Here is a 25,139-nt window from a genome sequence, read left to right as displayed (position 1 = left end):
TGCTGACCGCGATACGTCTCTGGTATCCGGCAATTGTCGAGGTGACCTCAGACCCCTTGGGGTTATATGGTCAAGCCTCACGGGCCATTAGTACACGTTAGCTCAACGCATTGCTGCGCTTCCACACCGTGCCTATCAACCAGCTGGTCTTGCTGGGCCCTTCAGGGGGCGCAAGGCCCCAGGGAAGTCTCATCTTGAAGGGGGCTTCCCGCTTAGATGCTTTCAGCGGTTATCCCGTCCGTACATAGCTACCCGGCAATGCGATTGGCATCACAACCGGAACACCAGAGGTACGTCCACTCCGGTCCTCTCGTACTAGGAGCAGCGCTTCTCAAACTTCCGACGCCCACGGCAGATAGGGACCGAACTGTCTCACGACGTTCTAAACCCAGCTCGCGTACCACTTTAAATGGCGAACAGCCATACCCTTGGGACCGACTTCAGCCCCAGGATGTGATGAGCCGACATCGAGGTGCCAAACACCGCCGTCGATGTGAACTCTTGGGCGGTATCAGCCTGTTATCCCCGGAGTACCTTTTATCCGTTGAGCGATGGCCCTTCCATACAGAACCACCGGATCACTAGAACCTACTTTCGTACCTGCTCGACGTGTCTGTCTCGCAGTCAAGCACCCTTATGCTCTTGCACTCAGTGCACGATTTCCAACCGTGCTGAGGGTACCTTCGTGCTCCTCCGTTACGCTTTGGGAGGAGACCGCCCCAGTCAAACTACCCACCACACACTGTCCTCGACCCGGATGACGGGTCTGAGTTAGAACGCCAATGATGCCAGGCTGGTATTTCAAGGTTGGCTCCACCCGAACTGGCGTCCGGGTTTCCAAGCCTCCCAGCTATCCTACACAAGCAACATCAGCATCCAGTGTGAAGCTATAGTAAAGGTTCACGGGGTCTTTCCGTCTAGCCGCGGGTACACAGCATCTTCACTGCGATTTCAATTTCACTGAGTCTCGGGTGGAGACAGCGTGGCCATCATTACGCCATTCGTGCAGGTCGGAACTTACCCGACAAGGAATTTCGCTACCTTAGGACCGTTATAGTTACGGCCGCCGTTTACCGGGGCTTCGATCAGGAGCTTCGCGTGAGCTAACACCATCAATTAACCTTCCGGCACCGGGCAGGCGTCACACCCTATACGTCCGCTTGCGCGTTTGCAGAGTGCTGTGTTTTTAATAAACAGTTGCAGCCACCTGGTATCTTCGACCGGCGTCGGCTTCACCCGCAGGGGCTTCACCTAATGCCGGCGTGCCTTCTCCCGAAGTTACGGCACCATTTTGCCTAGTTCCTTCACCCGAGTTCTCTCAAGCGCCTGGGTATTCTCTACCTGACCACCTGTGTCGGTTTGGGGTACGGTCGCATGTGATCTGAAGCTTAGAGGCTTTTCCTGGAAGCGTGGCATCAATGACTTCCAGACCGTAGTCTGTTCGTCTCGTGTCTCGGCCTTGGGATTCCGGATTTGCCTGAAATCCCAGCCTACTCACTTTCACCCGGACAACCAACGCCGGGCTCACCTAGCCTTCTTCGTCCCCCCATCGCAATCACATCCGGTACGGGAATATTGACCCGTTTCCCATCGACTACGCCTTTCGGCCTCGCCTTAGGGGCCGACTCACTCTGCTCCGATTAACGTAGAACAGAAACCCTTGGTCTTCCGGCGGGGGAGTTTTTCACTCCCCTTGTCGTTACTCATGTCAGCATTCGCACTCGTGATACCTCCAGCCTGCTTTTCAACAGACCTTCACCGGCGTACACGACGCTCCTCTACCGCTCATCCAGAGGATGAACCCGTAGCTTCGGCACCTGGTTTGAGCCCCGTTACATCTTCCGCGCAGGCCGACTCGACTAGTGAGCTATTACGCTTTCTTTAAAGGATGGCTGCTTCTAAGCCAACCTCCTAGCTGTCTAAGCCTTCCCACATCGTTTCCCACTTAACCAGGATTTTGGGGCCTTAGCTGACGGTCTGGGTTGTTTCCCTTTTCACGACGGACGTTAGCACCCGCCGTGTGTCTCCCACGCTGTACTCACCGGTATTCGGAGTTTGCCTCGGGTTGGTAACCCGGGATGGGCCCCTAGCCGAAACAGTGCTCTACCCCCGGCGGTAATACGTGAGGCGCTACCTAAATAGCTTTCGAGGAGAACCAGCTATCTCCGAGCTTGATTAGCCTTTCACTCCGATCCACAAGTCATCCGAATCTTTTTCAACAGATCCCGGTTCGGGCCTCCAGTTGATGTTACTCAACCTTCACCCTGCTCATGGATAGATCGCCCGGTTTCGGGTCTATTCCCAGCGACTGGTCGCCCAGTTAAGACTCGGTTTCCCTACGCCTCCCCTATTCGGTTAAGCTCGCCACTGAAAATAAGTCGCTGACCCATTATACAAAAGGTACGCGGTCACCGAACTAAGTCGGCTCCCACTGCTTGTACGCATACGGTTTCAGGATCTATTTCACTCCCCTCGCCGGGGTTCTTTTCGCCTTTCCCTCACGGTACTGGTTCACTATCGGTCAGCCAGGAGTATTTAGCCTTGGAGGATGGTCCCCCCGTCTTCAGTCAAGGTTTCACGTGCCCCGACCTACTCGATTTCACGTTGGTTGGATTTCGGCTACGGGACTGTCACCCGCTATGGTCAGGTTTCCCACCCTGTTCGCCTATCGGCCCCAACGCTTAAGGGCTGGTCCCCGTTCGCTCGCCGCTACTGGGGGAATCTCGGTTGATTTCTTTTCCTCGGGGTACTTAGATGTTTCAGTTCCCCCGGTTCGCCTCGCTGCACTATGTATTCATGCAGCGATACTCACCTGATGGTGAGTGGGTTTCCCCATTCGGAAATGCCCGGGTCGCAGGTTGTTTGCCACCTCGCCGAGCCTTATCGCAGGCTTCCACGTCCTTCATCGCCTCTGGCTGCCAAGGCATCCACCGTATGCGCTTAATCGCTTGACCATATAACCCGAAGGGGTCTGGTCTGCGATCACTACGACAATTGCCGGATACGCTTGAGACGTATCTTGCTCTCTTATGCCTAAGAGAGACTTTTGTCAGCATGATCCATATTGTTAAAGAGCGACTGTTCAGAGAACAGTGATAAGCGCTCAGCCAGGCCGGAGGGCCTGTTCAGCGTTTATCACTGGTCACGAAACGAGGACTGTCGGGAAGAGAGGATGGTGGAGCCAAGCGGGATCGAACCGCTGACCTCCTGCGTGCAAGGCAGGCGCTCTCCCAGCTGAGCTATGGCCCCTCTGATGTCCCTTGATGGGATAATTTTAGTCAGGGCGAGGCATTTCGTGGCGCCGCCTAGCCTGCTAGGCAAGTCACGAAATAACAAAGCACTGGATAAAATTTGGTGGGTCTGGGCAGACTCGAACTGCCGACCTCACCCTTATCAGGGGTGCGCTCTAACCAACTGAGCTACAGACCCGGCTTCAAACCACTGGGTCCGCGACCCAAACAGTCTTTTGCTCTGGCCGATCAGGTAATTCATTGTGGACACTTGCCGGGAAGAGGCGAGTCGTCGATTAAGGAGGTGATCCAGCCGCAGGTTCCCCTACGGCTACCTTGTTACGACTTCACCCCAGTCATGAACCACACCGTGGTGATCGCCCTCCCGAAGGTTAGGCTAACCACTTCTGGTGCAGTCCACTCCCATGGTGTGACGGGCGGTGTGTACAAGGCCCGGGAACGTATTCACCGTGACATTCTGATTCACGATTACTAGCGATTCCGACTTCACGGAGTCGAGTTGCAGACTCCGATCCGGACTGAGGCAGGCTTTCTGGGATTCGCTCCACGTCGCCGTCTTGCAACCCTTTGTACCTGCCATTGTAGCACGTGTGTAGCCCTACCCGTAAGGGCCATGATGACTTGACGTCGTCCCCACCTTCCTCCGGTTTGTCACCGGCAGTCTCCCTAGAGTTCCCGGCCGAACCGCTGGCAAATAGGGATAGGGGTTGCGCTCGTTACGGGACTTAACCCAACATTTCACAACACGAGCTGACGACAGCCATGCAGCACCTGTCTCTGCGCTCCCGAAGGCACCCCGGAATCTCTTCCGGGTTCGCAGGATGTCAAGGGTAGGTAAGGTTCTTCGCGTTGCATCGAATTAAACCACATGCTCCACCGCTTGTGCGGGCCCCCGTCAATTCATTTGAGTTTTAACCTTGCGGCCGTACTCCCCAGGCGGTCGACTTATCGCGTTAACTGCGCCACTAAGTCCTCAAGGGACCCAACGACTGGTCGACATCGTTTACGGCGTGGACTACCAGGGTATCTAATCCTGTTTGCTACCCACGCTTTCGCACCTCAGTGTCAGTGTCAGTCCAGAAGGCCGCCTTCGCCACTGGTATTCCTCCCGATCTCTACGCATTTCACCGCTACACCGGGAATTCTACCTTCCTCTCCTGCACTCTAGCGTGACAGTTCCGGATGCCGTTCCCAGGTTGAGCCCGGGGCTTTCACAACCGGCTTATCATGCCACCTACGCGCGCTTTACGCCCAGTAATTCCGATTAACGCTCGCACCCTCCGTATTACCGCGGCTGCTGGCACGGAGTTAGCCGGTGCTTCTTCTGCGGGTGATGTCGTTCCTGAGGGGTATTGACCCCCAGGCCTTCTTCCCCGCTGAAAGTGCTTTACAACCCGAAGGCCTTCTTCACACACGCGGCATGGCTGGATCAGGCTTGCGCCCATTGTCCAATATTCCCCACTGCTGCCTCCCGTAGGAGTCTGGGCCGTGTCTCAGTCCCAGTGTGGCTGATCATCCTCTCAGACCAGCTACGGATCGTTGCCTTGGTGAGCCGTTACCTCACCAACCAGCTAATCCGACATAGGCTCATCCGATAGCGCAAGGTCCGAAGATCCCCTGCTTTCTCCCGTAGGACGTATGCGGTATTAGCCTGGGTTTCCCCAGGTTATCCCCCACTACCGGGCAGATTCCTATGCATTACTCACCCGTCCGCCGCTCGCCGGCGAGGTGCAAGCACCTCCCGCTGCCGCTCGACTTGCATGTGTTAGGCCTGCCGCCAGCGTTCAATCTGAGCCATGATCAAACTCTTCAGTTTAAAATCATATAGTCCGTTAAGCGGACCAAACTTGGCTCAAGGTCAAAGCTTCTCTTGACGAGTCGCTTGCCTTGAAGGTCTTGGTGACTGTTCACCCCTTCGTCGGCAAGCGCCCACATGAATTACCTGATCGATTGTTAAAGAGCGTCTCGCTAAACGCACCAGACCATCGCCTGGCGTCGCTTCCGGCCCGAGGACCCCGCCGCGAGAGAGGCGTATTCTACTGAGCCGGCCGGATTTGTCAACCCCGGATGGCCTGGCGATCGCTGCGGATCGTCGGGCCCGCCCTGGGATGGCGGCCGCCTCGAGTGGGGCGCATTCTACCGTTTCCGGTGGCGTCGTCAAGCGATTTTCGGCGCGTCTGGAACTCACGGCGCCATTGAAAAACCCAACGACAACAATGCCTTGCCTCACTTCCCACCGCCGGCGACGTCTGGGCGTCGGCAGCAGCGGAGGCGTACTTTACGCTGCCCGCTCCGCCCTGACAAGCCCTGCGTCATAAAAAATTGTAGAACCTGTCATGCGAGGGTCATCCTTATACTCCGACGCGTTATCCACACCCATTCGCGGCGCCGAAGCAAAGACCGGCTGTGGATAAACAACGCCCGCACGAGGCGGGCGTTGAACGATGGCACTGCGGCTGCAGGAATCTCAGGTCAGAGTGACACGCGCGAAGCGCTTCTTGCCAGCCTGGATGACGTAAGTTCTGCCCGTGTCCAGCATATGGTCGCGAGCAACGGCTTCGCCATCGACCCTGACCCGGCCGTTGCCGAGCATGTCCTTGGCCTGCGCGCTGTTGTTGACCAGATTGGCCCGGTTGAGCACCGCCGCGATGGGCGCCTGGGCACTGCCTTCGAAATCCACCGACACTTCAGGCAGATCTGCGGGCAACTCGCCATCGGCCAACTGATTGCCGCTGGCCTTGTGGGCATTCGCCGCAGCCTCTTCGCCGTGATAGCGGCCGATCAACTCGCGCGCCAGGACCATCTTGACGTCACGCGGATTGGCGCCCTGCTCGACGTCACGCTTGAGGCCTTCAATTTCCGTATTGGACTTGAGCGAGAGCAGCTCGAAGTAACGCCACATCAGACTGTCGGGCATCGATACCAACTTGTTGAACATCGCCCCGGGCGCCTCGTCCACGCCCACATAGTTACCCAGTGACTTGGACATCTTCTGCACGCCATCGAGCCCTTCGAGCAGCGGCATGGTGATGACCACCTGCGGTTCCTGATCGAAGTGCTTCTGAACCTCACGCCCCATGAGCAGATTGAACTTCTGATCGGTGCCACCGAGTTCGATATCCGCCTTCAGCGCCACGGAATCGTAGCCCTGCACCAGCGGATAGAGAAACTCGTGAATGGAAATGGACTGATTGGCCGCATAGCGCTTCTCGAAGTCGTCACGCTCGAGCATGCGCGCCACCGTGCTCTGTGCCGCCAGCTCGATCATGTCCGCCGCGCTCATCTCGCCGAACCATTCGGCATTGAAGCGCACCTCGGTCAACTGCGGATCGAGGATCTTGAACACCTGCTCCTTGTAAGTCTGGGCATTGGCCCGAACCTGCTCTTCGGTGAGCGGCTTGCGAGTCACGTTCTTGCCGGTGGGATCGCCGATGCGCCCGGTGAAGTCGCCGATCAGGAAGATCACCTCATGTCCCAGCTCCTGGAACTGGCGCATCTTGGTCAGCAGCACGCTATGCCCCAGGTGCAAATCCGGGGCGGTGGGATCGAAGCCGGCCTTGATGCGCAGCTTGCGTCCGGACTCGAGCTTCCTGACGAGTTCCTCCTCCACCAGAATCTCGTGCGCCCCGCGTTTGATCAGCGCCAGCGCGCTAGAGACGTCGGTCATCGTATCGATCTCCACTGAAAACGGTTGCCTTGGCCAATGGCCGGGGATGTTAGCATGTCTTGACCGGGCGGTTGAGCGCCGCATCACCCAGCCGTCGCCCCGCTACCCAGGAGGAAGGATGTCACTATTTGTAGGGTTAATGTCCGGCACCAGCCTGGATGGAATCGATGCCGCTCTGGTGCGCTGCGGCGAGGGGCGCCCGCATCTGATCGAAACGGCGGGAATCGCGATGCCGGAATCGCTGCATGACGCCTTGCTGGCGCTCTGCCAGGCGTCGTCCATCACGTTTGATGCCTTGGCCTGGGCGGAAGAAGCCTTCTGTCGCCTTCAGGCCGAAGCGGTCGAACGGCTACTGGCGAAAGCCGGGATTTCCCGCGAGGAAATTGTCGCGATCGGCAGCCACGGCCAGACTATCGAGCATCAGCCCGAAGCGACACCGCCCTACACCTACCAGCTCGACAATCCCAGCCTGTTGGCCGAACTGACCGGCTGTCAGGTCATCGCCGACTTCCGTCGTCGCGACCTCGCCGCGGGTGGTCAGGCGGCGCCCCTCGCCCCGGCGTTTCACGCCGCGCTGTTCGGCGCACCCGGCGAGTGGCGCGTCATCCTCAATCTGGGAGGCTTCGCCAACCTCACGCGGCTGCCTCCCGCGGAGCATGAGCAGGCGGTGCTCGGCTTCGATACCGGCCCGGCCAACGTGCTGCTCGATGCCTGGCACGCGCGTCATCGCCGGGGGCGCTTCGATAACGACGGCACCTGGGCCGCCAGCGGCCGAGTCGATGAGGCCTTGCTGGCTCGGCTGCTTGCCGATGACTTCTTTCAGCGCACACCGCCCAAGAGCACCGGACGCGAATACTTTCACCCGGCCTGGCTTCAGGCTCGCCTGAACGGGAACGAAGTGCCGGAAGACGTACAGGCGACACTGGCCGAGCTGACCGCCGCCAGCGTCGCCCAAGGCATCGAACAGGCCTTGGCGGTGCGTCGGGACGATCGCCCCATCACGTTGATTCCCTGCGGCGGCGGGGCTCGCAACACGGATCTGATGGCACGCCTGGCCCGACGCCTGCCCGAGGTGCGGATCATCAGCTGCGAGTCTCAGGGTTGGCCCGCCGACTGGCTGGAAGCCGGCGCCTTTGCCTGGCTGGCCTGGCGAAGGCTCGCAGGCCTGCCCGGCAACTTGCCAGCCGTCACCGGCGCCCGGGGACCGCGAGTGCTGGGCGGCATTTATGCCCCCTGAGCCGCCCCGACCGCTATCAAGCTAGAAGTCATCCTCGTCACGCAGGCTCAAGCGCTGGGCGGCCTCTGTCGCCTGTTCGAGTCCCGGCGCCTGCGCTTCGCCATACTTGATCAGCATGCGCAGGTCGTTGGCCGAATCGGCATGTACCAGCGCCACCTCCTCGCTGATTCGCCCGGCCTGGAACAACGCATACAACGCCTGATCGAAGGTCTGCATGCCCAGGTCGCGCGAGCGGCGCATGATATCCTTGATCTCGCCGACCTCCCCCTTGCGGATCAGCTCGCTGACCAAGGGTGACTGCAGCAGGATCTCGATGGCCGCGCAGCGACTCTCACCATCCCGGTGCGGCACGAGCTGCTGGGCGACGACGGCACGCAGGTTGAGCGAGAGATCCATCCAGACCTGCTCGTGACGCTCGGCGGGAAAGAAGTGAATGATGCGCTCCAGCGCCTGGTTGGCATTGTTGGCATGCAGCGTGGCCAGGCACAGATGGCCCGTCTCGGCAAAGGTCAGCGCATGCTCCATGGTTTCGCGGCTGCGGATCTCGCCGATCATGATCACGTCCGGCGCCTGACGCAGGGTATTCTTCAGCGCGACCTCGAAGGACTCGGTATCGATGCCCACTTCACGCTGATTGATGATCGCCCGACGGTGCGGGTGAATGTACTCGATGGGATCCTCGATGCAGATGATATGTCCGCCGCTGGTCTGATTGCGGTGCTGGATCATCGATGCCAGGGTCGTCGACTTGCCGGTACCGGTGCCGCCCACTACGAACACCAGGCCGCGCTTGAGCGAGGCCAGCTCACCGATGGCCGGAGGCAGCTCGAGTGTGGCGATATCCGGAATATCGAAGGCGATACGCCGCACCACCATGGCCATCTGGCTGCGCTGATAGAAGGCGCTGACGCGAAAGCGCCCCTTGCCCTGCAGGCTCAAGGCGAAGTTGGCCTCGCGCTCGGCCACGAAGCGCTCGTGCTGCCCTTGGGGCACCGTGGCTGAAACCAGTTCGCGTACCTGGGAAATCGATAGCGCCGTCTCTCCCAGCGAGACCAACTGACCATTGACCTTGAGGCTTGGCGGCGCGCCGGTAGAAATCAGCAGATCCGAGGCCTGCCGGGTCACCATGATGTCGAGCAACTGCTCCAGCCACTGGGCAGGCGTCATGTCCTATCTCCTCGTTGCGCGCGGCCCCTCGCATGGCTCATGCGCCAAGCCCCATACCGCTGCGGGTACGTGTCTGCGCCTCCTGGCGCGAGACGGTTCCGTCAGCCACCAGCCGCAACAGCGCGGCATCCAGCGTCTGCATGCCCAGGTTGCCGCCGGTCTGGATGGCGGAGTACATCTGCGCCACCTTACCCTCGCGGATCAGATTGCGAATGGCCGAGTTGGCGACCATGATCTCGTGGGCCGCCACCCGGCCGCCGCCCTCTCGCTTGAGCAGGGTCTGCGAGATCACACCCTGCAGCGACTCCGAGAGCATCGCGCGGACCATATCCTTCTCGTCGCCCGGGAAGACATCGATGATCCGGTCGATGGTCTTCGCCGCCGAGGTCGTGTGCAAGGTGCCGAACACCAGATGCCCCGTCTCGGCAGCAGTCAGCGCCAAGCGGATGGTTTCCAGATCGCGCAGCTCGCCGACCAGGATCACGTCGGGATCCTCGCGCAGCGCACTGCGCAGTGCCGGAGCGAACCCGCGAGTGTCACGGTGAACTTCGCGCTGGTTGATCAGGCAGCGCTTGCTGCGATGCACGAACTCGATCGGGTCCTCGATGGTGAGGATGTGGTCGTAGCGATGATCGTTGATGTAGTCGATCATCGCTGCCAGCGTCGTGCTCTTGCCCGACCCGGTCGGACCGGTCACCAGCACCAGCCCCCGTGGCAGTAGCGCCAGGCGTCGGAACACCTCGCCCAGATCCAGGTCGTCCATGGACAGCACCGTGCTGGGGATGGTGCGGAACACGGCCCCCGCGCCTCGTCCCTGATGAAAGGCGTTGACACGAAAGCGCGACACACCGGGAATCTCGAAGGAGAAATCGGTCTCCAGCGCCTCCTCGTAATCGCGGCGCTGCTTGTCGTTCATGATGTCGTAGATCAGCTTGCGAACCTCACGATCCTCCATGGCCGGGACATTGAGCCGACGCACGTCGCCGTCGACGCGTATCATGGGCGGCAGCCCGGCGGAAAGATGCAGGTCGGATGCCTTCTGTTTTGCCGAGAACGCCAGCAGTTCGGTAATATCCATGCGTACTCTCGCTCCGAATAAGGTCGGCTCAGTATGCCAGATGCCCAGGTTTTCGAATCCCTTCTCCATGCACGTCGTCGTCTGACGCGGGCACTCGAGGAGGCAGGACGTTCGCCCGACGCCGCTCGCCTGCTGGCCGTCAGCAAGACCAAGCCCGCCAGTGCAATCCGTGCAGCCTATGCGGCGGATCAGCGCGACTTCGGCGAGAACTACCTCCAGGAGGCGCTGGACAAGCAGGCCGAACTGGGCGATCTCGACGATATCGTCTGGCATTTCATCGGGCCCCTGCAATCCAACAAGACGCGCGCCGTCGCCGAGCACTTCCAGTGGGTGCACAGCATCGATCGCGCCAAGGTGGCCCGGCGCCTCTCGGAGCAGCGCCCCGCCGCACTGGGCCCGCTCGATGTCTGCCTGCAGGTCAATGTCAGCGGGGAGACCAGCAAATCCGGCATCGCCCCGGAGCAACTCCCGGCACTGGCCGAAGAGGTCGCGCAACTGCCCAGTCTGCGTCTGCGGGGCCTGATGACGATTCCCGCCCCGGCCGACACGCTCGCCGCCCAGCGGCGTCCACTGGCGCGTCTGCGCGAGCTGTTCGAAGCGCTGCAGCAGCGCCATCCCGAGCTTGCGCTGGACACCCTGTCGATGGGCATGAGCGATGACCTCGAGGCCGCCGTACAGGAAGGCGCGACCTTGGTTCGCCTGGGTAGTGCCATCTTCGGCGCCCGTGAGCCCAGGACATGAGCGCGAAATTCCCGAACACTCCCCTGACGCACCGCGCCCCGTATCGCATGATCGGCGTTCATCTCGGAGAATTTATTGCATGACAAGCCACGTGACCTTCATCGGTGCCGGCAACATGGCCAGTGCCATCTTCGGCGGCATGATCGACAGCGGCTATCCGGCCGACGCGATCACCGCCACCGCGCCGGACGCCGAACAGCTCGCCGCCCTGCGTGAACGCTATGCCATCCACACCACGGCGGACAATCACGAAGGCGTGCGCCGTGCCGATGTCATCGTGCTCGCCGTCAAGCCGCAGGTCATGCGAGAAGTGTGCGAAGATCTGCGCGCAACCGTGCAGGCACGCAAGCCGCTGATCGTCTCCGTTGCCGCAGGGCTCACGGCACAGACTCTCGAGGCTTGGCTGGGCGGCGAGCTTGCGGTAATCCGCTGCATGCCCAACACGCCGTCGCTGGTCGGCGAAGGCGCCGCGGGTCTGTATGCCAACGACCGTGTCAGCGAGCAACACAAGCAACTGGCGACGACCCTGCTCGAAGCCGTGGGCATGGTCGAGTGGGTCGACGACGAGGGGCTGCTGGAAGCGGTGACTGCCGTTTCCGGCAGCGGGCCGGCCTACTTCTTCCTGATGATGGAAGCTCTCGAGGCTGCCGGCATCCAGCTCGGCCTGCCGGCGGACAGCGCCCGGCGCCTGGCCCTGCAGACGGCCTTCGGCGCTGCCAAGATGGCCCGTCAGAGCGAGTTCGATCCCGCCGAACTGCGCCGGCGCGTCACCTCGCCCGGCGGCACCACCGAACGCGCCATTCAGAGTTTCGAGGATGGCGGGCTGCGCCAGTTGTTTGAAGAAGCGACGCAAGCCTGCGCCCTGCGTGCCCGGGAATTGGCCGACGAACTCGGCGACAACCAAGCCAGATAAGCCAGAACACTTATTCGACACGGAGATGCCCATGGGCAGCCAACTGGGAAATGCCGGCCTGATGCTGGTCAACACACTCGTCAGTATCTATCTGTTCGTACTGATGCTGCGCTTTCTGCTGCAGTTATCGCGCGCCGACTACTACAACCCGATGAGTCAGTCGGTGGTCAAGGTCACCCAGCCGGTCGTGGCACCGCTGCAGAAGCTCATCCGTCCCATGGGGCGTTTCGACTTCGCCACCCTGCTGGCCGGATTCCTGCTCAAGGCCATCGCCATCGTCGTCGTCCTGCAGATAGCCGGTTACGGCATGCCGCCGATCATCGGCGTACTGCTTGCCGCCCTGGCCGGAGTCGCCAATGCCATACTGAAGATCTACTTCTTTGCACTGATCATCATGATCATTCTGAGTTGGGTATCGCCCCAGGCCAGCCACCCCGGGGCGCTTCTGGTTCACCAGATCGTCGAGCCGATCATGGCCCCCGTACGCCGCGTGATCCCGCCGCTGGGCATGATCGATCTGTCACCCATCGTGGTGTTCATCGCCATCAATCTGGTCGACGGTATCGTGGTCGGCACCCTGACCCGTTCCGCAGGAATCGCCGGCGCCCTGGTCGGCTTTTGACGACGCGCGCGCCAGAACCGGTACAATGACATGCCGAGAGCCGCTCCTGCGGCTCTCTTTGCTGGACACGAGGAAAAGACACCCCACGATGCCCGAGACGCTTCCTCATGACTCGGTCGGCCTGATCACGCCCCAGACGGCGCACTTCGACGCTCCCCTGGCTCTGGCCTGCGGCAAGTCACTGCCGGCCTATCAGCTGATCTACGAGACCTACGGTACGCTCAACGCGGCGCGCGACAACGCCATTCTGGTCTGCCACGCGCTCTCCGGCCATCATCACGCCGCCGGCTTTCATAGCCTCGAGGAGCGCAAGCCCGGCTGGTGGGATGCCTATATCGGTCCCGGCAAGGTACTCGACACCAATCGCTTCTTTGTCGTCTCGCTCAACAACCTGGGGGGCTGTCACGGCAGCACCGGCCCCTGCAGCACGAACCCGGCCACCGGTCGTCAATGGGGGCCGGAGTTTCCGGTGATGACGGTGGGCGACTGGGTTCACAGCCAGGCCCGGCTGGCCGACCGGCTGGGCATCGAGCGCTTCGCCGCCGTGGTCGGTGGCAGCCTGGGCGGCATGCAGGTGATGCAGTGGGCCATGGACTATCCGGAACGCGTCGCCAACGCCGCGATCATTGCCGCCACGCCCCGGCTGTCGGCACAGAATATCGCCTTCAACGAGGTCGCCCGCCAGGCCATCCGCTCCGACCCCGATTTTTATGACGGCTGGTACGCCGAGCACGGCACGGTGCCCAGGCGCGGCCTCAAGCTGGCACGCATGGTGGGACATATCACCTACCTGTCGGAGCACTCCATGGGCGCCAAGTTCGGCCGCGACCTGCGCACCGACGAACTCAACTTCGGCTACGACGTGGAGTTTCAGGTCGAGTCCTATCTGCGCCATCAGGGGGACACCTTTTCCACGTCATTCGATGCCAACACCTATCTGCTGATGACCAAGGCGCTGGACTATTTCGATCCGGCCGCCGTGCACGGTGGCGATCTGGCGGCAGCGCTGGCACCGGCACGGTGCCCGTTTCTGGTGGTCAGCTTCACCACCGACTGGCGCTTCGCACCGGCACGCTCACGGGAACTCGTCGATGCCCTGATGCGCGCCAACAAGGCGGTCAGTTACGCCAATATCGACTCGCCTCACGGCCATGATGCCTTTCTGTTGCCCGACGCCCGATACGAAGCCGCGTTCGGCGGCTTCATGAAGCGCATCGCCCGCGAGCTGAACCTCGAGGAGAACGTCTGATGCGTGCCGATCTCAAACTGATCTACGACTGGATCCCCGTCGGCGCTCGAGTACTCGACCTGGGCTGCGGTGACGGTACCCTGCTGGCGGCGCTGGCACGCGACAAGCAGGTCAGCGGCTACGGTCTGGAGATCGACCCCGACGGTATCACCGCCTGTTTGGAAAAGGGCGTCAACGTCATCGAGCAGGACATCGATGAAGGACTCGACAACTTCGTCGACGATGCCTGCGACCTGGTGGTCATGACCCAGGCGCTGCAGGCGCTGCGCCGTCCCGACCGGGTTCTCGACGACATGCTGCGAGTCGCCAGCGAGTGCATCATCGCCTTTCCCAACTTCGCCTACTGGCGCCACCGTCTGTACCTGGGCGTCCAGGGACGCATGCCAGTGTCCAAGTCCCTGCCCCACGCCTGGTACGATACGCCCAACATTCACCTGTCGACCTTCCGCGACTTTGAACGTCTGTGTCGCGACAAGGGGCTGACGATCACCGACCAAGCGGTAGGCAACGGTGAACACGAGACGCACTGGAGCGCACGGCGCTGGCCCAACCTGTTCGGCGAAACCGCCATCTTCCGGGTCCGCCGCGGCTCGCGATACTGAAGTCCCACCCCCGTCGTTCGTCCATTCGCAGGAGAACTCACCATGCATATGCAACCTTCAGGCTTTGCCAGATGCCGGTCTACAGGTTTCGGGCTCCACGTCGTCCTGCTCGCGCTATTGGCTCTGGCGAGCCCAGTGCATGCCGAGCAGATGGAGCGTGTCGGCGATTATGAGATTCATTACAGCGCCATCAATACCGCCTTCCTGACGCCGGAAGTGGCCGATGCCTACGACATCACCCGCAGCCAGGTGCAAGCGTTGCTCAACGTGAGCGTGCTCAAGCGGCAGCCCGACGGTAGCACGCGCGCAGTCAATGCCATGGTCAACGGCAATGTCGGCAATCTCGCCGGTCAGACTTCACCGCTGGCCTTTCGCACGGTGCGCGAGGGCGATGCGATCTATCAGCTCGCCACCTTCCGGATCATCGAGGGCGAGCCGATGCGCTTCTCGCTGATGGTCACCTACGATCCCGATCAGCCTCCTGCCGAGGTCGCCTTCATTCAGCGTTTCTACAGCGACTGATCCGACGCCGAAGAGGCAAAACGCCTACGCAGCGTGGCGCACATATCGCCACGCGGATGTGCTCGAGTGAACCAGGCCAGATCGAACGGAGGTCCTTGATCGACGCTGCGGGGCAGCGCGTCACGCCAATCGTCGACGTCCGGAGGCACCTCGACCAGGCCTATGGTCAGGACCGGTGCGCCGAGATAGCGCGCCACGCCCAGATCGCGCCGCGCATGGCCGCTGCCACAGATCAGCAGCGCCGTGGCTGGGAGCGCATCCAGCGCCTGCGCCATGGCCCGGTCGCGGGCGACCTGGGCGGCGAGCATGCCGTCGAGCATCGCCTCGGGCAGCATGCCGCAGTGCCCTTCCACCAGCGCGTGACGCTGGGCATCGACCACCGCCGGAGGCAGCTCGGGCGCCTGATCGGTCGCGACGATATCGCGAACAGCCGACGCCGGCAGGTTGGCGGCGGCCAGCGGCACGTCTCGCACCAGGACGTTCCTGACCAGCGGGCCGTAGGCCGACCAATCCCAGCCACGATTCCAGTCCAGAGCGCTCGCCAAAGCGTCATCGCTCATCGAGGCCAGCTGCACCGGGGGAATTGCCAGCCGTGCCTGCTGGGACGCGTCGAGCATCTCCATGGCCACCCCGCCCAACCGCCGATGCTCGGCCAATTGCGTCACTATCCATCGCTCCAGACGGTGGTGCTCGGGGTTGTCATGACGCTCGCCGACGATCACCGCCGAAGCTGCCTGCAACCGCTCGAGCAGCTCTGCGGAGTCCAGCCAACGCTGCAGGTGCAGGTCACGCACCCGGCCGATGGCCCTCATGCGTCGAGTGTGCTCCGTCGCCCAGGCGGGACATGCCAGCAGCATGCCCAGAGCCGCCACTGTTTTCAGACAATCGCGTCGCTGCATGGCACTATCCTCACATTCCGTTCCTGCTGGAGCCTTTCATGTCGCCCCTCGCCCACGTTTCTCAGTTGGATTCCACCGGTGCACTGGGCGTTACCCTGCCGGACGGTACGCCGGCGTTTCTGGTGCGCGTTCGCCAGCGCGTGTTTGCTTTGCCTACCGCAACCGCTGCCCGCACCGACAGGTGCCTCTTGAGTATCGTCCCAACGTATTCCTTGAGCCCGGCGGCGAGCTGATCCAGTGCGCCATGCATGGCGCGCTGTTCCTGCCGGAGAGCGGCGAGTGCGTCTACGGCCCGTGCCAGGGCCGTTCGCTCACCGCCGTGGGCCTAGCCATCGACGCCGGAGGCAACATTCACCTCGCGAGTGAGTGACACCGGCAGACATCGCGACAGACGCACGCCGATGGGCATCCCGTCGCGTTGCATGAATCGACAGCCGTAGGCCAGCACCTCCACGCCCTGATGCGCGACCTGCCGCAGCGCCGCCGTATAGGCGGGATCGAGATGCGCCGCCGGCGCCACGTCGACGATCCCCTCGTGAGCGACGCAGAACAACAGCACGGCGCGATGCCCGGTCGCGGCCAGGCGGGCCAGCACTTCCAGATGGCGCCGTCCGCGCTCGCTGACGGCATCCGGGAAATAGCCATGCCCGTCAATCTCTCTGAGCGTGACCTGCTTGACTTCGACGAAGGCGGTTCGTCGCCCGGGGGATTCGAGGCGAAAGTCCAGCCGGGCATCTTCGACCCGCGCTTCGCGCTTGAGCTGCTCGTAGCCACCCAGCTCGGCGACGAGACCGGTGCGCAGCGCCTCCTCGACGATCGCGTTGGTACGCCCGGTGTGTACCGAAGCCGTATCGATGCTGCCTCGTCCGTCGGGCAATTCGATCAACTCCCAGGTCCAGGCCAGCTTGCGGGCCGGGTTGGTACTCGGCGCCAGCCAGACCCGGCAGCCGGGGACATTGACCGCCCGCATCGAGCCGGTATTGGGACAATGCGCGGTGACGATCTCGCCCGTGTCGAGACGCACGTCGGCCAAGAAGCGCTTGTAACGACGCTCCAGCACGCCGGCAACCAGCGGCGGATAATCCATAGGCTCTCCTAAAGGCGGGACAGGAAGCGCTCGAGGCGCGATATGGCCTCTTCCAGACGGGCCACGCCAGTGGTGAAGGCAATGCGGACATGGGTGTCGCCGCCGTGCACGGCAAAGTCGATGCCCGGCGTGATGGCGACATTCTCCTCTTCCAGCAGACGGCGACAGAACGCCTGGCTATCGCGGGTATAGCGTGACACGTCCAGCCATACGTAGAACGCGCCCTGCGGTGGCTGGGAAGGTGCCAGGCCCAGGCGTGCCAGTCCGGCGAGCAGGGCATCGCGGCGGGCATGCAGCTCACCGCGACGGGCCTCCAGAATGTCGCGACATTCTGGCGTGAAGGCCGCCAGCGCCGCATGCTGAGAAAGCGTCGGCGCCGCCAGGTAAACGTTCTGGGCCAGGCGGGTCAGCGGCTCGATGGCGGCCTCTGGGGCCACCAGCCAACCCAGCCGCCAACCGGTCATGCCGAAATACTTCGAGAAGCTGTTGACCACGAAGGCCTCCGGCGCCACGGCAGCGACCGAGACCGGCGCGAGATCATAGGTCAGCCCCTGGTAGATCTCGTCGACCAGCAGATAGCCGTCACGTAACCGCACCGCTTCGGCGACATCCGCCAGCGCCGCCGCATCGAGCATATGGCCGGTGGGATTGGAGGGCGTGGCGAGCATCGCCACTCGGGTAGCATCGCGCCAGTGACGGGCGATCAGTGCCGCATCGAGTTGCCAACCGCTTCCCGGTCCGACCGGCACCACGTCCACCTCGGCCTCGGCCAGGGCCATGAAGTGGCGGTTGCAGGGATAGGTGGGGTCGGCCATCAATACCCGCCGGCCACGCTCGGCCAGCAGTTGGCTGGCCAGCAGCAGAGCCCCCGAGGCACCGGGCGTGACCAGAATTCGCGCCGGGTCGACCTGGGCACCGAAGTGCTCGGCATAGTGGCCGGCGATGGCCTCGCGCAGCCTCGGCAATCCACCCGCCGGTGTATAGCGCGTCGCGCCGGCGTCCAGGGCCTGCCGGGCGGCAGCCATCACCGGTGCGGGGGTGGGGAAGTCGGGCTCGCCGACTTCCAGATGGATCACGTCGTGGCCCATGGCCTCGCGCGCCTGGGCCGCTTCGAGCAGGCCCATGACCCGGAAGGGCTGCACGCGATCGAGGTGAGAACTCCAAGTCATTCACGACTCCTGGCTGGGTGCTAGGGGCTCCGTCACGGATCAGGCGCATTCTAACCGAATCGGCCCCAAACGTCGGGGTAACGACAATCGGCAGTTGCAATGTGCAGGCTTTTTCGCTAAATAAGCAAGGCTTCGGGCGGGCGGACCCCCTTGCCCACCCCGGCCGGGCATCGGCCCAAGTCACTTGCGTAATGAGGCAGCCCCATGCCAGTAGCAGAAAAGAAAGCGGAAGCGCCAAAGAAATTCATCCCGTATGAGCCAGCGCCGGGTGAAGAGTACATGAACGAGAAGCAGCTGGAGCACTTCCGACAGATCCTGCTCGGCTGGAAACAGGATCTCATGGAGGAAGTGGACCGTACGGTGCGCCATCTGCAGGAAGAGGCGAACAACTTCGCCGACCCCGCCGACCGTGCCACCCAGGAAGAGGGCTTCAGCCTGGAACTGCGGACGCGGGATCGCGAGCGCAAGCTGCTCAAGAAGATCAACGAGACCATCGAGAAGATCGACGAGGAAGATTACGGCTATTGTGAAGCCTGCGGTGTCGAGATCGGCATTCGTCGCCTCGAAGCCCGCCCCACCGCCACGCTGTGCGTCGACTGCAAGACGCTGGCGGAACTCAAGGAAAAGCAGCTCGGCGGTTGATTGCCGTCTGGTATCGAACGGGCACCCTGGGGTGCCCGTTTGCGTTTGTGCCACTGGAATCAGCTGCGGAGATGCCATGCCCCTCTATCAAGGCCGTTTCGCTCCGACCCCCTCAGGCCCCTTGCACTTCGGCTCGCTGGTGGCCGCACTGGGCAGCTATCTGGACGCCCGCCACGCCAACGGACACTGGCGGTTGCGTATCGAGGATATCGACCCACCGCGCTGTCCGCCGGGCGCCACCGATACCATCCTCCGCCAGCTCGAGGCCTTCGGACTGCACTGGGATGGCGAGATCCGCTACCAGAGCTTGCGCAGCGACGCCTACCAGGCGGCGCTCGAGCGACTGATCGCTTCCGACATGGCGTACCCTTGCAGCTGTTCGCGCAAGGAGTGGCGGGAGTACACGACCTATCCCGGCTGGTGCCGCGAGGGTATCTGCCATCGCGATCGTCCACTCGCCTGGCGGCTGCGCAGCGACAAGGGGCGGCGCCCGGTGAGGTGGGTCGATCGCCTGTTCGGCGAGCAGTGCTTCGATCCCGCCACCCTGGGAGACGTGGTGCTCAAGCGCAAGGACGGACTATGGGCTTATCAGCTGGCGGTGGTAGTCGACGACGGCGACCAGGGCATCACCGACGTGGTGCGCGGCGCCGATCTGCTCGATAACACGCCCTGGCAACGTCAGTTGCAGGAGGCCCTCGGCCTGCCCGAGCCACGCTACCTGCACCTGCCACTGATGCTAGGGGCCGACGGCCAGAAGTTGTCCAAGCAGAATCTGGCACCGGCACTGCCCACCCGGGACGAACAGGTTCGTCCGCTGCTGCACAAGGCGCTCGAAGCCCTGGATCAGGCTCCGCCAGCCTCGCTGTCCCGAGCTTCGGTACGCGAGCAGCTCGAGGCCGCCGTGGCCAACTGGCGCGTGGCGCGAATCCATGCGCGACATGAACGCCACGCGCCCTGAGTCCATTCGACCCAGGTCGTGTTGTGGTACGCCCCACCGCCTGCCTAGACTCGGAACCATCCCCGCTATCCGAGCTTCCCATGTATGTTTATCGCATCATGCTGTTCCTGGTCTTCGGCGGCTATCTGCTCTCTCCTCTGCTGATGAGCGGCTGGGCCAATCCGGGCTCGGCCTGGTATCGTCCGTTCTTGATCTGGGGCGTGTTGATCGCCCTGTCGGTGTGGCTGGAGCAGAAACGAGCTCTGGATGAACAACGCTAGTCTGTACGCCAGCCTGGCTCTCGGCCTCGGCTACCTGGCGCTGCTGTTCGGCTGCGCTCTTGCGGTGGAACGTCGTCGCGTATCGGAGCGACTCATTCGCCACCCGGCCGTGCATGCTCTCGCGCTGGGCGTCTACGCCAGCGCCTGGGCCACCTACGGCAGCCTGGAGTTGGCCGCCGAGGCCGGCTACGGCTATCTCGCCTATTACCTGGGCGTCGCCGGGGCCTTCCTGCTGGCGCCGGTGCTGCTCGTCCCGATATACCGCCTGACCCAGACCTATCAGCTCGCCTCACTGGCAGATCTGTTCGCCTTCCGCTTTCGCAGCCGCTGGGTGGGCACGCTGATCACCCTGGTGACGCTCCTGGCCGTGATGCCGCTCCTGGCCCTTCAGATACAGACGCTCGATGATGCCCTGGGGCAGCTCACCGGTCGCACGCGCAATACCTGGCTAATCCTGCTGCTATGCCTGTTCAGCGTACTGTTTGCCATCCGCTTCGGCATCCGCCAGGCAGCTGCCCGGCGCCAGGACTCGCTGCTCGCCGTCATCGCGCTGGAGTCGCTGGTCAAGCTTGGCGCCATGCTCGCCCTTGGCTGCGTGGCTCTCTATGGCGTCTTTTCCGGGCCCGCCGACCTGCAATCCTGGCTCGACGGGGCCGGTCAGGCCTATCAGCACGGCGTGACTCGCCTCGATGCGGGACAATGGCGAACACTGCTGCTGCTGTTCTTCGCTGCGGCCTTTCTCATGCCTCACATGTTTCATGTGGTGTTCACCGAAAACCCGTCGCGCGAGGCGCTGTTCCGCGCCAGCTGGAGTTTGCCGCTGTATCTGCTCGGCATGGCCCTGCCGGTTCCGCTGATCGTGTGGGCCGCCCAGCGTCTCGGCTTGCAGCAGGATATCGCCTACGCCGCCTTCAGCCTGTCCGATGCCTGGTGGACCGATGCTCTGGCCTTTCTCGCCGGGCTGGCCGCCGCCAGCGGTACGCTGATCATCATCTCGCTGGCCCTGTCCGGCATGCTGCTCAATCACCTGGTGCTGGTAGCACGGCCTCCCGACAACCGGACCGATCTCTATCGTTGGCTGCACTGGCTGCGCTGCGCGCTGGTGGCCGTCGTCATTTTCTGCGGCTGGCTTTTCTACCGCCTGGTCGGCATTCACCATGACCTCACCACGCTGGGCATCACCGCCTTTGTCGGCATGGCCCAGTGCCTGCCAGGCATGCTCGCCGTTCTCTACTGGCCGGGAGCCAACCGCAAGGGCATGGTGACGGGACTGCTGGCCGGTACCACCATTTGGGCCGCAGGCTTATGGCTACCGCTGCTGACGGGACGCTCCCCTCTGATGGCAGCATCAGTCGCTTCGGCGAACCCGCCGGACTGGTACGCCGTGGCCCTGATGTCTCTCGCAGTGAATATCGTGGGCTTCATCGCTGTCTCTCTGATGACCCGGACCTCGGAAGGCGAGCGCGCCGCGGCGGAGTCCTGCTCGGTGGATGCCGTGATCCGCTCCAAGCGGTTGCCACTGGCCGTGCACAATGGTGACGATATCCGCCGCCAGCTTGCTCCAGCGCTGGGGGCGGATGTCGCTTCCCGCGAGGTGGCGCGCGCCCTGGATGAACTCGGCCTGTCGCCTGTGGACGGGCGCCCCTACGTCCTGCGCCGTCTGCGCGACCGTATCCAGATCAATCTCTCCGGCCTGATGGGTCCCGCCGTGGCCCAGGATATAGTCGACCGCTTCCTGCCCTATCAGCCGGGGCCACGCCCGGCCACCGATGACATCCATTACGTGGAGAGCCGTCTGGAAGCCTACCGCTCACGTCTGCGAGGCCTTTCGCGTGAGCTGGACAGCCTGCGGCGCTATCACCGCCGCACGCTGGCCGAACTGCCGGTGGGCCTATGTGCCTTCGGCGACGATGACGAACTGCTGATGTGGAACGAGGCTTTGGCAGCTCTCTCCGGCATTGCCGGCAGCAGTATTATCGGCTCGCGCCTCGACAACCTGCCGCCCCCCTGGAGCGAGCTGCTGGAGCGGATACTGCTGGCCGACAGCGACCGGCTGTACAAGCAGGGCGTGGTACTTGGAGATCGTCAGCGCTTCCTGACCCTGCACAAGGCGCGCCTCATGGCAGACGAAGGCGAGCGCGGCGGCGCGGTCATTCTGGTCGAGGACCACAGCGAGATGAAGTGGCTCGAGGATGAGCTGCGCCATGCCGAGCGCCTGGCGTCCATCGGTCAGCTCGCGGCAGGCGTCGCTCACGAAATCGGCAATCCCGTCACCGGTATCTCTTCGCTGGTACAGAATCTGCGCTACGATACCACCGATCCCGCGGTCCTCGAGACGGCCGACCAGATACAGCAACTGACGACACGCATCTCGCGGATCCTGCAGTCGTTGACCGCCTTTGCCCATGGTGGCCAGCACCCCCAGGCGGGGCATGTCGAGAAGGTTGCCCTGCACGACATCACCGAGCAGGCGCTGCACTTGATCCATCTCGCCCGATCGGGTCAGGATGTCCATTATTACAATCGCTGTCCCGAAGACCTGATGATCATGGGCAATGCCCAGCATCTGGTACAGGTCATGATCAATCTGCTCGGCAATGCCCGGGATGCCTCGCCGCAGGGAGGCGAAGTGACCATCGAGGCTTGCCGGGACCGGGAAGGCATCAGGCTGAACGTCACCGATGCCGGGCAGGGAGTCGCAGCGACGGTACGCGACCATCTGTTCGAGCCGTTCACCACGACCAAGCCCCCCGGCCAGGGAACCGGGCTCGGTCTTTCCCTGGTCTACAGCATCGTCAGAGAACATCACGGGCAAATTCATATCGAATCGCCGCCTCCGGGACAGGCATGCGGCACCCGTGTCACGGTGTGGTTCCCCTTTACCCAAGACAATGGCGAAAGATTCCATGAGCCGGATATTGATCGTTGAAGACGAAGGCGTCATCCGTACCGCGCTCAAGCGCCTGCTGGAGCGCCACGACCATCACGTCGGCGAAGCCGCTTCAGTCGATGAGGCCCGCCTGCTCGATCCGAGCAGCTTCGACCTGGTCATCAGTGACTTGCGCCTGCCCGGCGAGCCGGGCACGGCAATGATCGATCTGGCCGCTCCCACGCCCGTGCTGATCATGACCAGCTATGCCAGTCTGCGCTCGGCGGTGGAGGCACTGAAACTCGGTGCCGTGGACTATATCGCCAAGCCCTTTGACCACGACGAGATTCTCGCCACCATCACCCGCGTGATCGAGGCCCAGCCCGAACATGCGACAGAGCCGGCGACGGCCTCCCCAGGCCGGAGCACCTCACCCGAGATGATCGGCGACTGTCTCGCCATGCAGACGGTCTACGAACGCATACGCAAGACGGCCCCGGCACACGTCACCGTACTGATCCAGGGGGAGTCCGGAACCGGCAAGGAGCTGGTGGCCCGCGCCATCCATCGTCAGAGCCAGCGCGCTCATGCTCCGCTCATCTGCGTCAACTGCGCCGCCATCCCCGAAACCCTGATCGAGTCGGAGCTGTTCGGCCATGAAAAGGGCGCCTTCACCGGCGCCACCAGTGCCCGTACCGGATTGGTAGAGGCCGCCGATGGCGGCACCCTGTTTCTCGACGAGATCGGCGAGCTCCCTCTCGATGCCCAGGCGCGGCTGCTGCGTGTGCTGCAGGAGGGCGAGATCCGCAAGGTGGGCTCGGTGGAGACACGCCATGTAGATGTGCGCCTGATCGCGGCGACCCACCGCGATCTGCATGCCCTGTCGCGTACCGGGGAGTTCCGCCTCGATCTCTACTACCGGCTCAATGTCATGCAGATCGACCTCCCGCCCCTGCGCGACCGGGAGGATGACATTCTGCAGATCGCCGACATCCTGCTCGCAGCGATCTGCCAGCGTCACGGTCGTGAAGGGCTGCGTCTGTCCCGTGCCGCACGCCGTGACATTCGCGACTATCCGTGGCCAGGCAACGTGCGGGAACTGGAAAACGCTCTGGAGCGCAGTGTCATCCTTGCCGAAGGCCACCTCATCCATCCCGATGACCTGGGGCTGCCCTCCCTCTCCTACAGGCGCCCCACCGCCACAGGTACTGCGGCAACGACTCAGGAAGCGGCGCCTTCCGAAGCCGAAGAGGACCTTTCGCTGGAAGATTATTTCCAGCACTTCGTCATCGAGCACCAGGACCAGATGAGTGAAACGGAACTCGCCCAGAAGCTGGGTATCAGCCGTAAATGCTTGTGGGAGCGTCGCCAGCGCCTGGGCATTCCGCGCAAGAAGACCTCACGGCAACGCTCTGCCTGACTTGGCACAACGGGCTTGGCACAACGGGCAACCACTCCTGTATCCCCGAGGTGCGACCATGGTCTACATACCGCTTGTTCGCCCCTTGAAGGCCATGATCGGCCCATTACTGCACCAGTTGTTACCATCTCACACAGGCAATGCTCCGTTATGATCCAAGATCGGTAACACCCTTGGGAAGCCGCACATACGGAACCAAGGGTGATAAAAACAACACATTGTTTTTAAAACAAAAATCACGATGTGGCACGCACACTGCTCTAAGATAGATCAAGAAAAACAACAACCGGACATCATCGTACTGCGGACAAGAACAACAGCGCGCTACGAGGATGCATTACCCGACACCACAATCATAACGACAACAGTGACGGGCATGTTCACGCATCGACGGGACGAACAATAACAATCCCCAGGATGCGAGCCGACCGCCAACAATAACATCAGGTCGGAATCCGGACGTAACCAGGACGCGACGTTTCCCGCACGAGCCCAACAAGAACAATGCTCTGCGCAAGAAACACTCCCGGAAACAACGACAAGACGCCGGGAGGAGGCCATCATGCCGTCGTGGTTGGATTATTGTTTTGAATACGAGACGGTCCCGACCAGGGAAGAACGCCAATAACAAGAATACTGCTTGCCTGCCATATCCCATTGGGACTGTGGTGCGTATTCAAGGCGATGCGCCATCACGAAGAAGAACCATCAGCAGGGATGCTGAACAGAATGCTTCGAGGGAGGCCATGGAGCCTCCCTTATCTACTTCAGCTCTCTACACGACTC

General features: G+C 62.4%; 19 protein-coding genes, 2 tRNA genes and 2 rRNA genes. 13 read left to right on the top strand and 10 right to left on the bottom strand.

Annotation, left to right across the window (positions count from 1 at the left end):
* Nucleotides 1-66: 66 nt before the first annotated feature.
* The 5 genes from ACYQ12_RS03010 to tyrS all read right to left on the bottom strand — a co-directional run bounded on the left by ACYQ12_RS03010 (nt 67) and on the right by tyrS (nt 6,918).
* Nucleotides 67-2,954: ribosomal RNA gene (locus tag ACYQ12_RS03010) — 23S ribosomal RNA — on the bottom strand.
* A gap of 219 nt (nt 2,955-3,173) precedes the next feature.
* Nucleotides 3,174-3,249: transfer RNA gene (locus tag ACYQ12_RS03005), tRNA-Ala, on the bottom strand.
* A gap of 103 nt (nt 3,250-3,352) precedes the next feature.
* A tRNA-Ile gene (locus ACYQ12_RS03000) sits at nt 3,353-3,429 on the bottom strand.
* Between the two features lie 98 nt (nt 3,430-3,527).
* Nucleotides 3,528-5,067 (bottom strand): 16S ribosomal RNA (locus tag ACYQ12_RS02995).
* Together the 16S and 23S rRNA genes with 2 tRNA genes alongside form the textbook arrangement of a ribosomal RNA operon.
* Before the next feature lie 651 nt (nt 5,068-5,718).
* Nucleotides 5,719-6,918, bottom strand: a complete 1,200-nt coding sequence (gene tyrS / locus ACYQ12_RS02990; RefSeq protein ID WP_459867505.1) for a tyrosine--tRNA ligase — start codon at nt 6,916-6,918, stop codon at nt 5,719-5,721.
* A gap of 118 nt (nt 6,919-7,036) precedes the next feature.
* Between tyrS and ACYQ12_RS02985 the strand changes: the two genes are divergently transcribed.
* Nucleotides 7,037-8,155: an anhydro-N-acetylmuramic acid kinase gene (locus ACYQ12_RS02985; protein WP_459867502.1), complete on the top strand. Its 1,119-nt coding sequence runs from the start codon at nt 7,037-7,039 to the stop codon at nt 8,153-8,155.
* Nucleotides 8,156-8,176: 21 nt separating this feature from the next.
* On the opposite strand, the gene ACYQ12_RS02980 is transcribed toward ACYQ12_RS02985, so the two are convergent.
* Together ACYQ12_RS02980 and ACYQ12_RS02975 are read right to left on the bottom strand one after the other, a co-directional pair.
* Nucleotides 8,177-9,322 (bottom strand): PilT/PilU family type 4a pilus ATPase, encoded by a 1,146-nt coding sequence (locus ACYQ12_RS02980; RefSeq protein WP_459867499.1) that lies wholly within the window; start codon nt 9,320-9,322, stop codon nt 8,177-8,179.
* A 37-nt stretch (nt 9,323-9,359) separates the two neighbouring features.
* Entirely contained in the window at nt 9,360-10,400 is a 1,041-nt protein-coding gene (locus tag ACYQ12_RS02975; RefSeq protein WP_459867496.1) for a type IV pilus twitching motility protein PilT, read from the bottom strand.
* Nucleotides 10,401-10,433: 33 nt separating this feature from the next.
* Between ACYQ12_RS02975 and ACYQ12_RS02970 the strand changes: the two genes are divergently transcribed.
* From ACYQ12_RS02970 to ACYQ12_RS02945, 6 genes are all read left to right on the top strand, one after another.
* Complete coding sequence (locus ACYQ12_RS02970) at nt 10,434-11,141, top strand: YggS family pyridoxal phosphate-dependent enzyme (RefSeq protein ID WP_459867493.1); 708 nt, start codon at nt 10,434-10,436, stop codon at nt 11,139-11,141.
* A gap of 79 nt (nt 11,142-11,220) precedes the next feature.
* Complete coding sequence (proC, locus tag ACYQ12_RS02965) at nt 11,221-12,054, top strand: pyrroline-5-carboxylate reductase (protein ID WP_459867490.1); 834 nt, start codon at nt 11,221-11,223, stop codon at nt 12,052-12,054.
* A 31-nt stretch (nt 12,055-12,085) separates the two neighbouring features.
* Nucleotides 12,086-12,676 carry a YggT family protein gene (locus ACYQ12_RS02960; RefSeq protein ID WP_459867487.1) on the top strand — a complete coding sequence of 197 codons (591 nt, stop codon included), beginning with the start codon at nt 12,086-12,088 and terminating at the stop codon, nt 12,674-12,676.
* A gap of 88 nt (nt 12,677-12,764) precedes the next feature.
* Complete coding sequence (metX, locus tag ACYQ12_RS02955) at nt 12,765-13,925, top strand: homoserine O-succinyltransferase MetX (RefSeq protein ID WP_459867484.1); 1,161 nt, start codon at nt 12,765-12,767, stop codon at nt 13,923-13,925.
* Nucleotides 13,925-14,527 carry a methionine biosynthesis protein MetW gene (metW, locus tag ACYQ12_RS02950; protein ID WP_459867482.1) on the top strand — a complete coding sequence of 201 codons (603 nt, stop codon included), beginning with the start codon at nt 13,925-13,927 and terminating at the stop codon, nt 14,525-14,527. The genes metX and metW overlap by 1 nt, the downstream gene beginning before the upstream one ends.
* 42 nt (nt 14,528-14,569) lie before the next feature.
* Nucleotides 14,570-15,049, top strand: a complete 480-nt coding sequence (locus ACYQ12_RS02945) for a DUF4426 domain-containing protein (RefSeq protein WP_459867480.1) — start codon at nt 14,570-14,572, stop codon at nt 15,047-15,049.
* On the opposite strand, the gene ACYQ12_RS02940 is transcribed toward ACYQ12_RS02945, so the two are convergent.
* Nucleotides 15,037-15,948 carry a ChaN family lipoprotein gene (locus tag ACYQ12_RS02940; RefSeq protein ID WP_459867477.1) on the bottom strand — a complete coding sequence of 304 codons (912 nt, stop codon included), beginning with the start codon at nt 15,946-15,948 and terminating at the stop codon, nt 15,037-15,039. The genes ACYQ12_RS02945 and ACYQ12_RS02940 overlap by 13 nt on opposite strands.
* Here ACYQ12_RS02940 and ACYQ12_RS02935 point away from each other — a divergent pair.
* A complete protein-coding gene (locus ACYQ12_RS02935) occupies nt 15,851-16,318 on the top strand; it encodes a Rieske (2Fe-2S) protein (RefSeq protein WP_459867474.1) in 468 nt (155 codons plus the stop codon). The genes ACYQ12_RS02940 and ACYQ12_RS02935 overlap by 98 nt on opposite strands.
* On the opposite strand, the gene sfsA is transcribed toward ACYQ12_RS02935, so the two are convergent.
* A complete protein-coding gene (gene sfsA / locus ACYQ12_RS02930) occupies nt 16,274-17,035 on the bottom strand; it encodes a DNA/RNA nuclease SfsA (protein ID WP_459867471.1) in 762 nt (253 codons plus the stop codon). The two genes, ACYQ12_RS02935 and sfsA, sit on opposite strands and share 45 nt — an antisense overlap.
* A gap of 8 nt (nt 17,036-17,043) precedes the next feature.
* The gene (locus ACYQ12_RS02925) at nt 17,044-18,204 is read right to left on the bottom strand and encodes an aminotransferase class I/II-fold pyridoxal phosphate-dependent enzyme (protein ID WP_459867468.1); all 1,161 of its coding nucleotides are present in this window, start codon (nt 18,202-18,204) and stop codon (nt 17,044-17,046) included.
* Nucleotides 18,205-18,408: 204 nt separating this feature from the next.
* On the opposite strand from ACYQ12_RS02925, the gene dksA reads away from it, so the two are divergent.
* The 5 genes from dksA to ACYQ12_RS02900 all read left to right on the top strand — a co-directional run bounded on the left by dksA (nt 18,409) and on the right by ACYQ12_RS02900 (nt 24,353).
* Nucleotides 18,409-18,846: an RNA polymerase-binding protein DksA gene (dksA, locus tag ACYQ12_RS02920; RefSeq protein WP_459867465.1), complete on the top strand. Its 438-nt coding sequence runs from the start codon at nt 18,409-18,411 to the stop codon at nt 18,844-18,846.
* Nucleotides 18,847-18,922: 76 nt separating this feature from the next.
* The gene (gene gluQRS / locus ACYQ12_RS02915) at nt 18,923-19,804 is read left to right on the top strand and encodes a tRNA glutamyl-Q(34) synthetase GluQRS (RefSeq protein ID WP_459867462.1); all 882 of its coding nucleotides are present in this window, start codon (nt 18,923-18,925) and stop codon (nt 19,802-19,804) included.
* A gap of 80 nt (nt 19,805-19,884) precedes the next feature.
* Nucleotides 19,885-20,064: a hypothetical protein gene (locus tag ACYQ12_RS02910; protein ID WP_459867459.1), complete on the top strand. Its 180-nt coding sequence runs from the start codon at nt 19,885-19,887 to the stop codon at nt 20,062-20,064.
* Nucleotides 20,051-22,993 carry an ATP-binding protein gene (locus ACYQ12_RS02905; RefSeq protein WP_459867456.1) on the top strand — a complete coding sequence of 981 codons (2,943 nt, stop codon included), beginning with the start codon at nt 20,051-20,053 and terminating at the stop codon, nt 22,991-22,993. The genes ACYQ12_RS02910 and ACYQ12_RS02905 overlap by 14 nt, the downstream gene beginning before the upstream one ends.
* Complete coding sequence (locus ACYQ12_RS02900) at nt 22,971-24,353, top strand: sigma-54-dependent transcriptional regulator (RefSeq protein WP_459867453.1); 1,383 nt, start codon at nt 22,971-22,973, stop codon at nt 24,351-24,353. The genes ACYQ12_RS02905 and ACYQ12_RS02900 overlap by 23 nt, the downstream gene beginning before the upstream one ends.
* Nucleotides 24,354-25,139 lie beyond the last annotated feature (786 nt).

It is taken from the genome of Halomonas shantousis (assembly GCF_054654615.1).
This window is presented reverse-complemented; position numbering and strand designations above follow the sequence as displayed.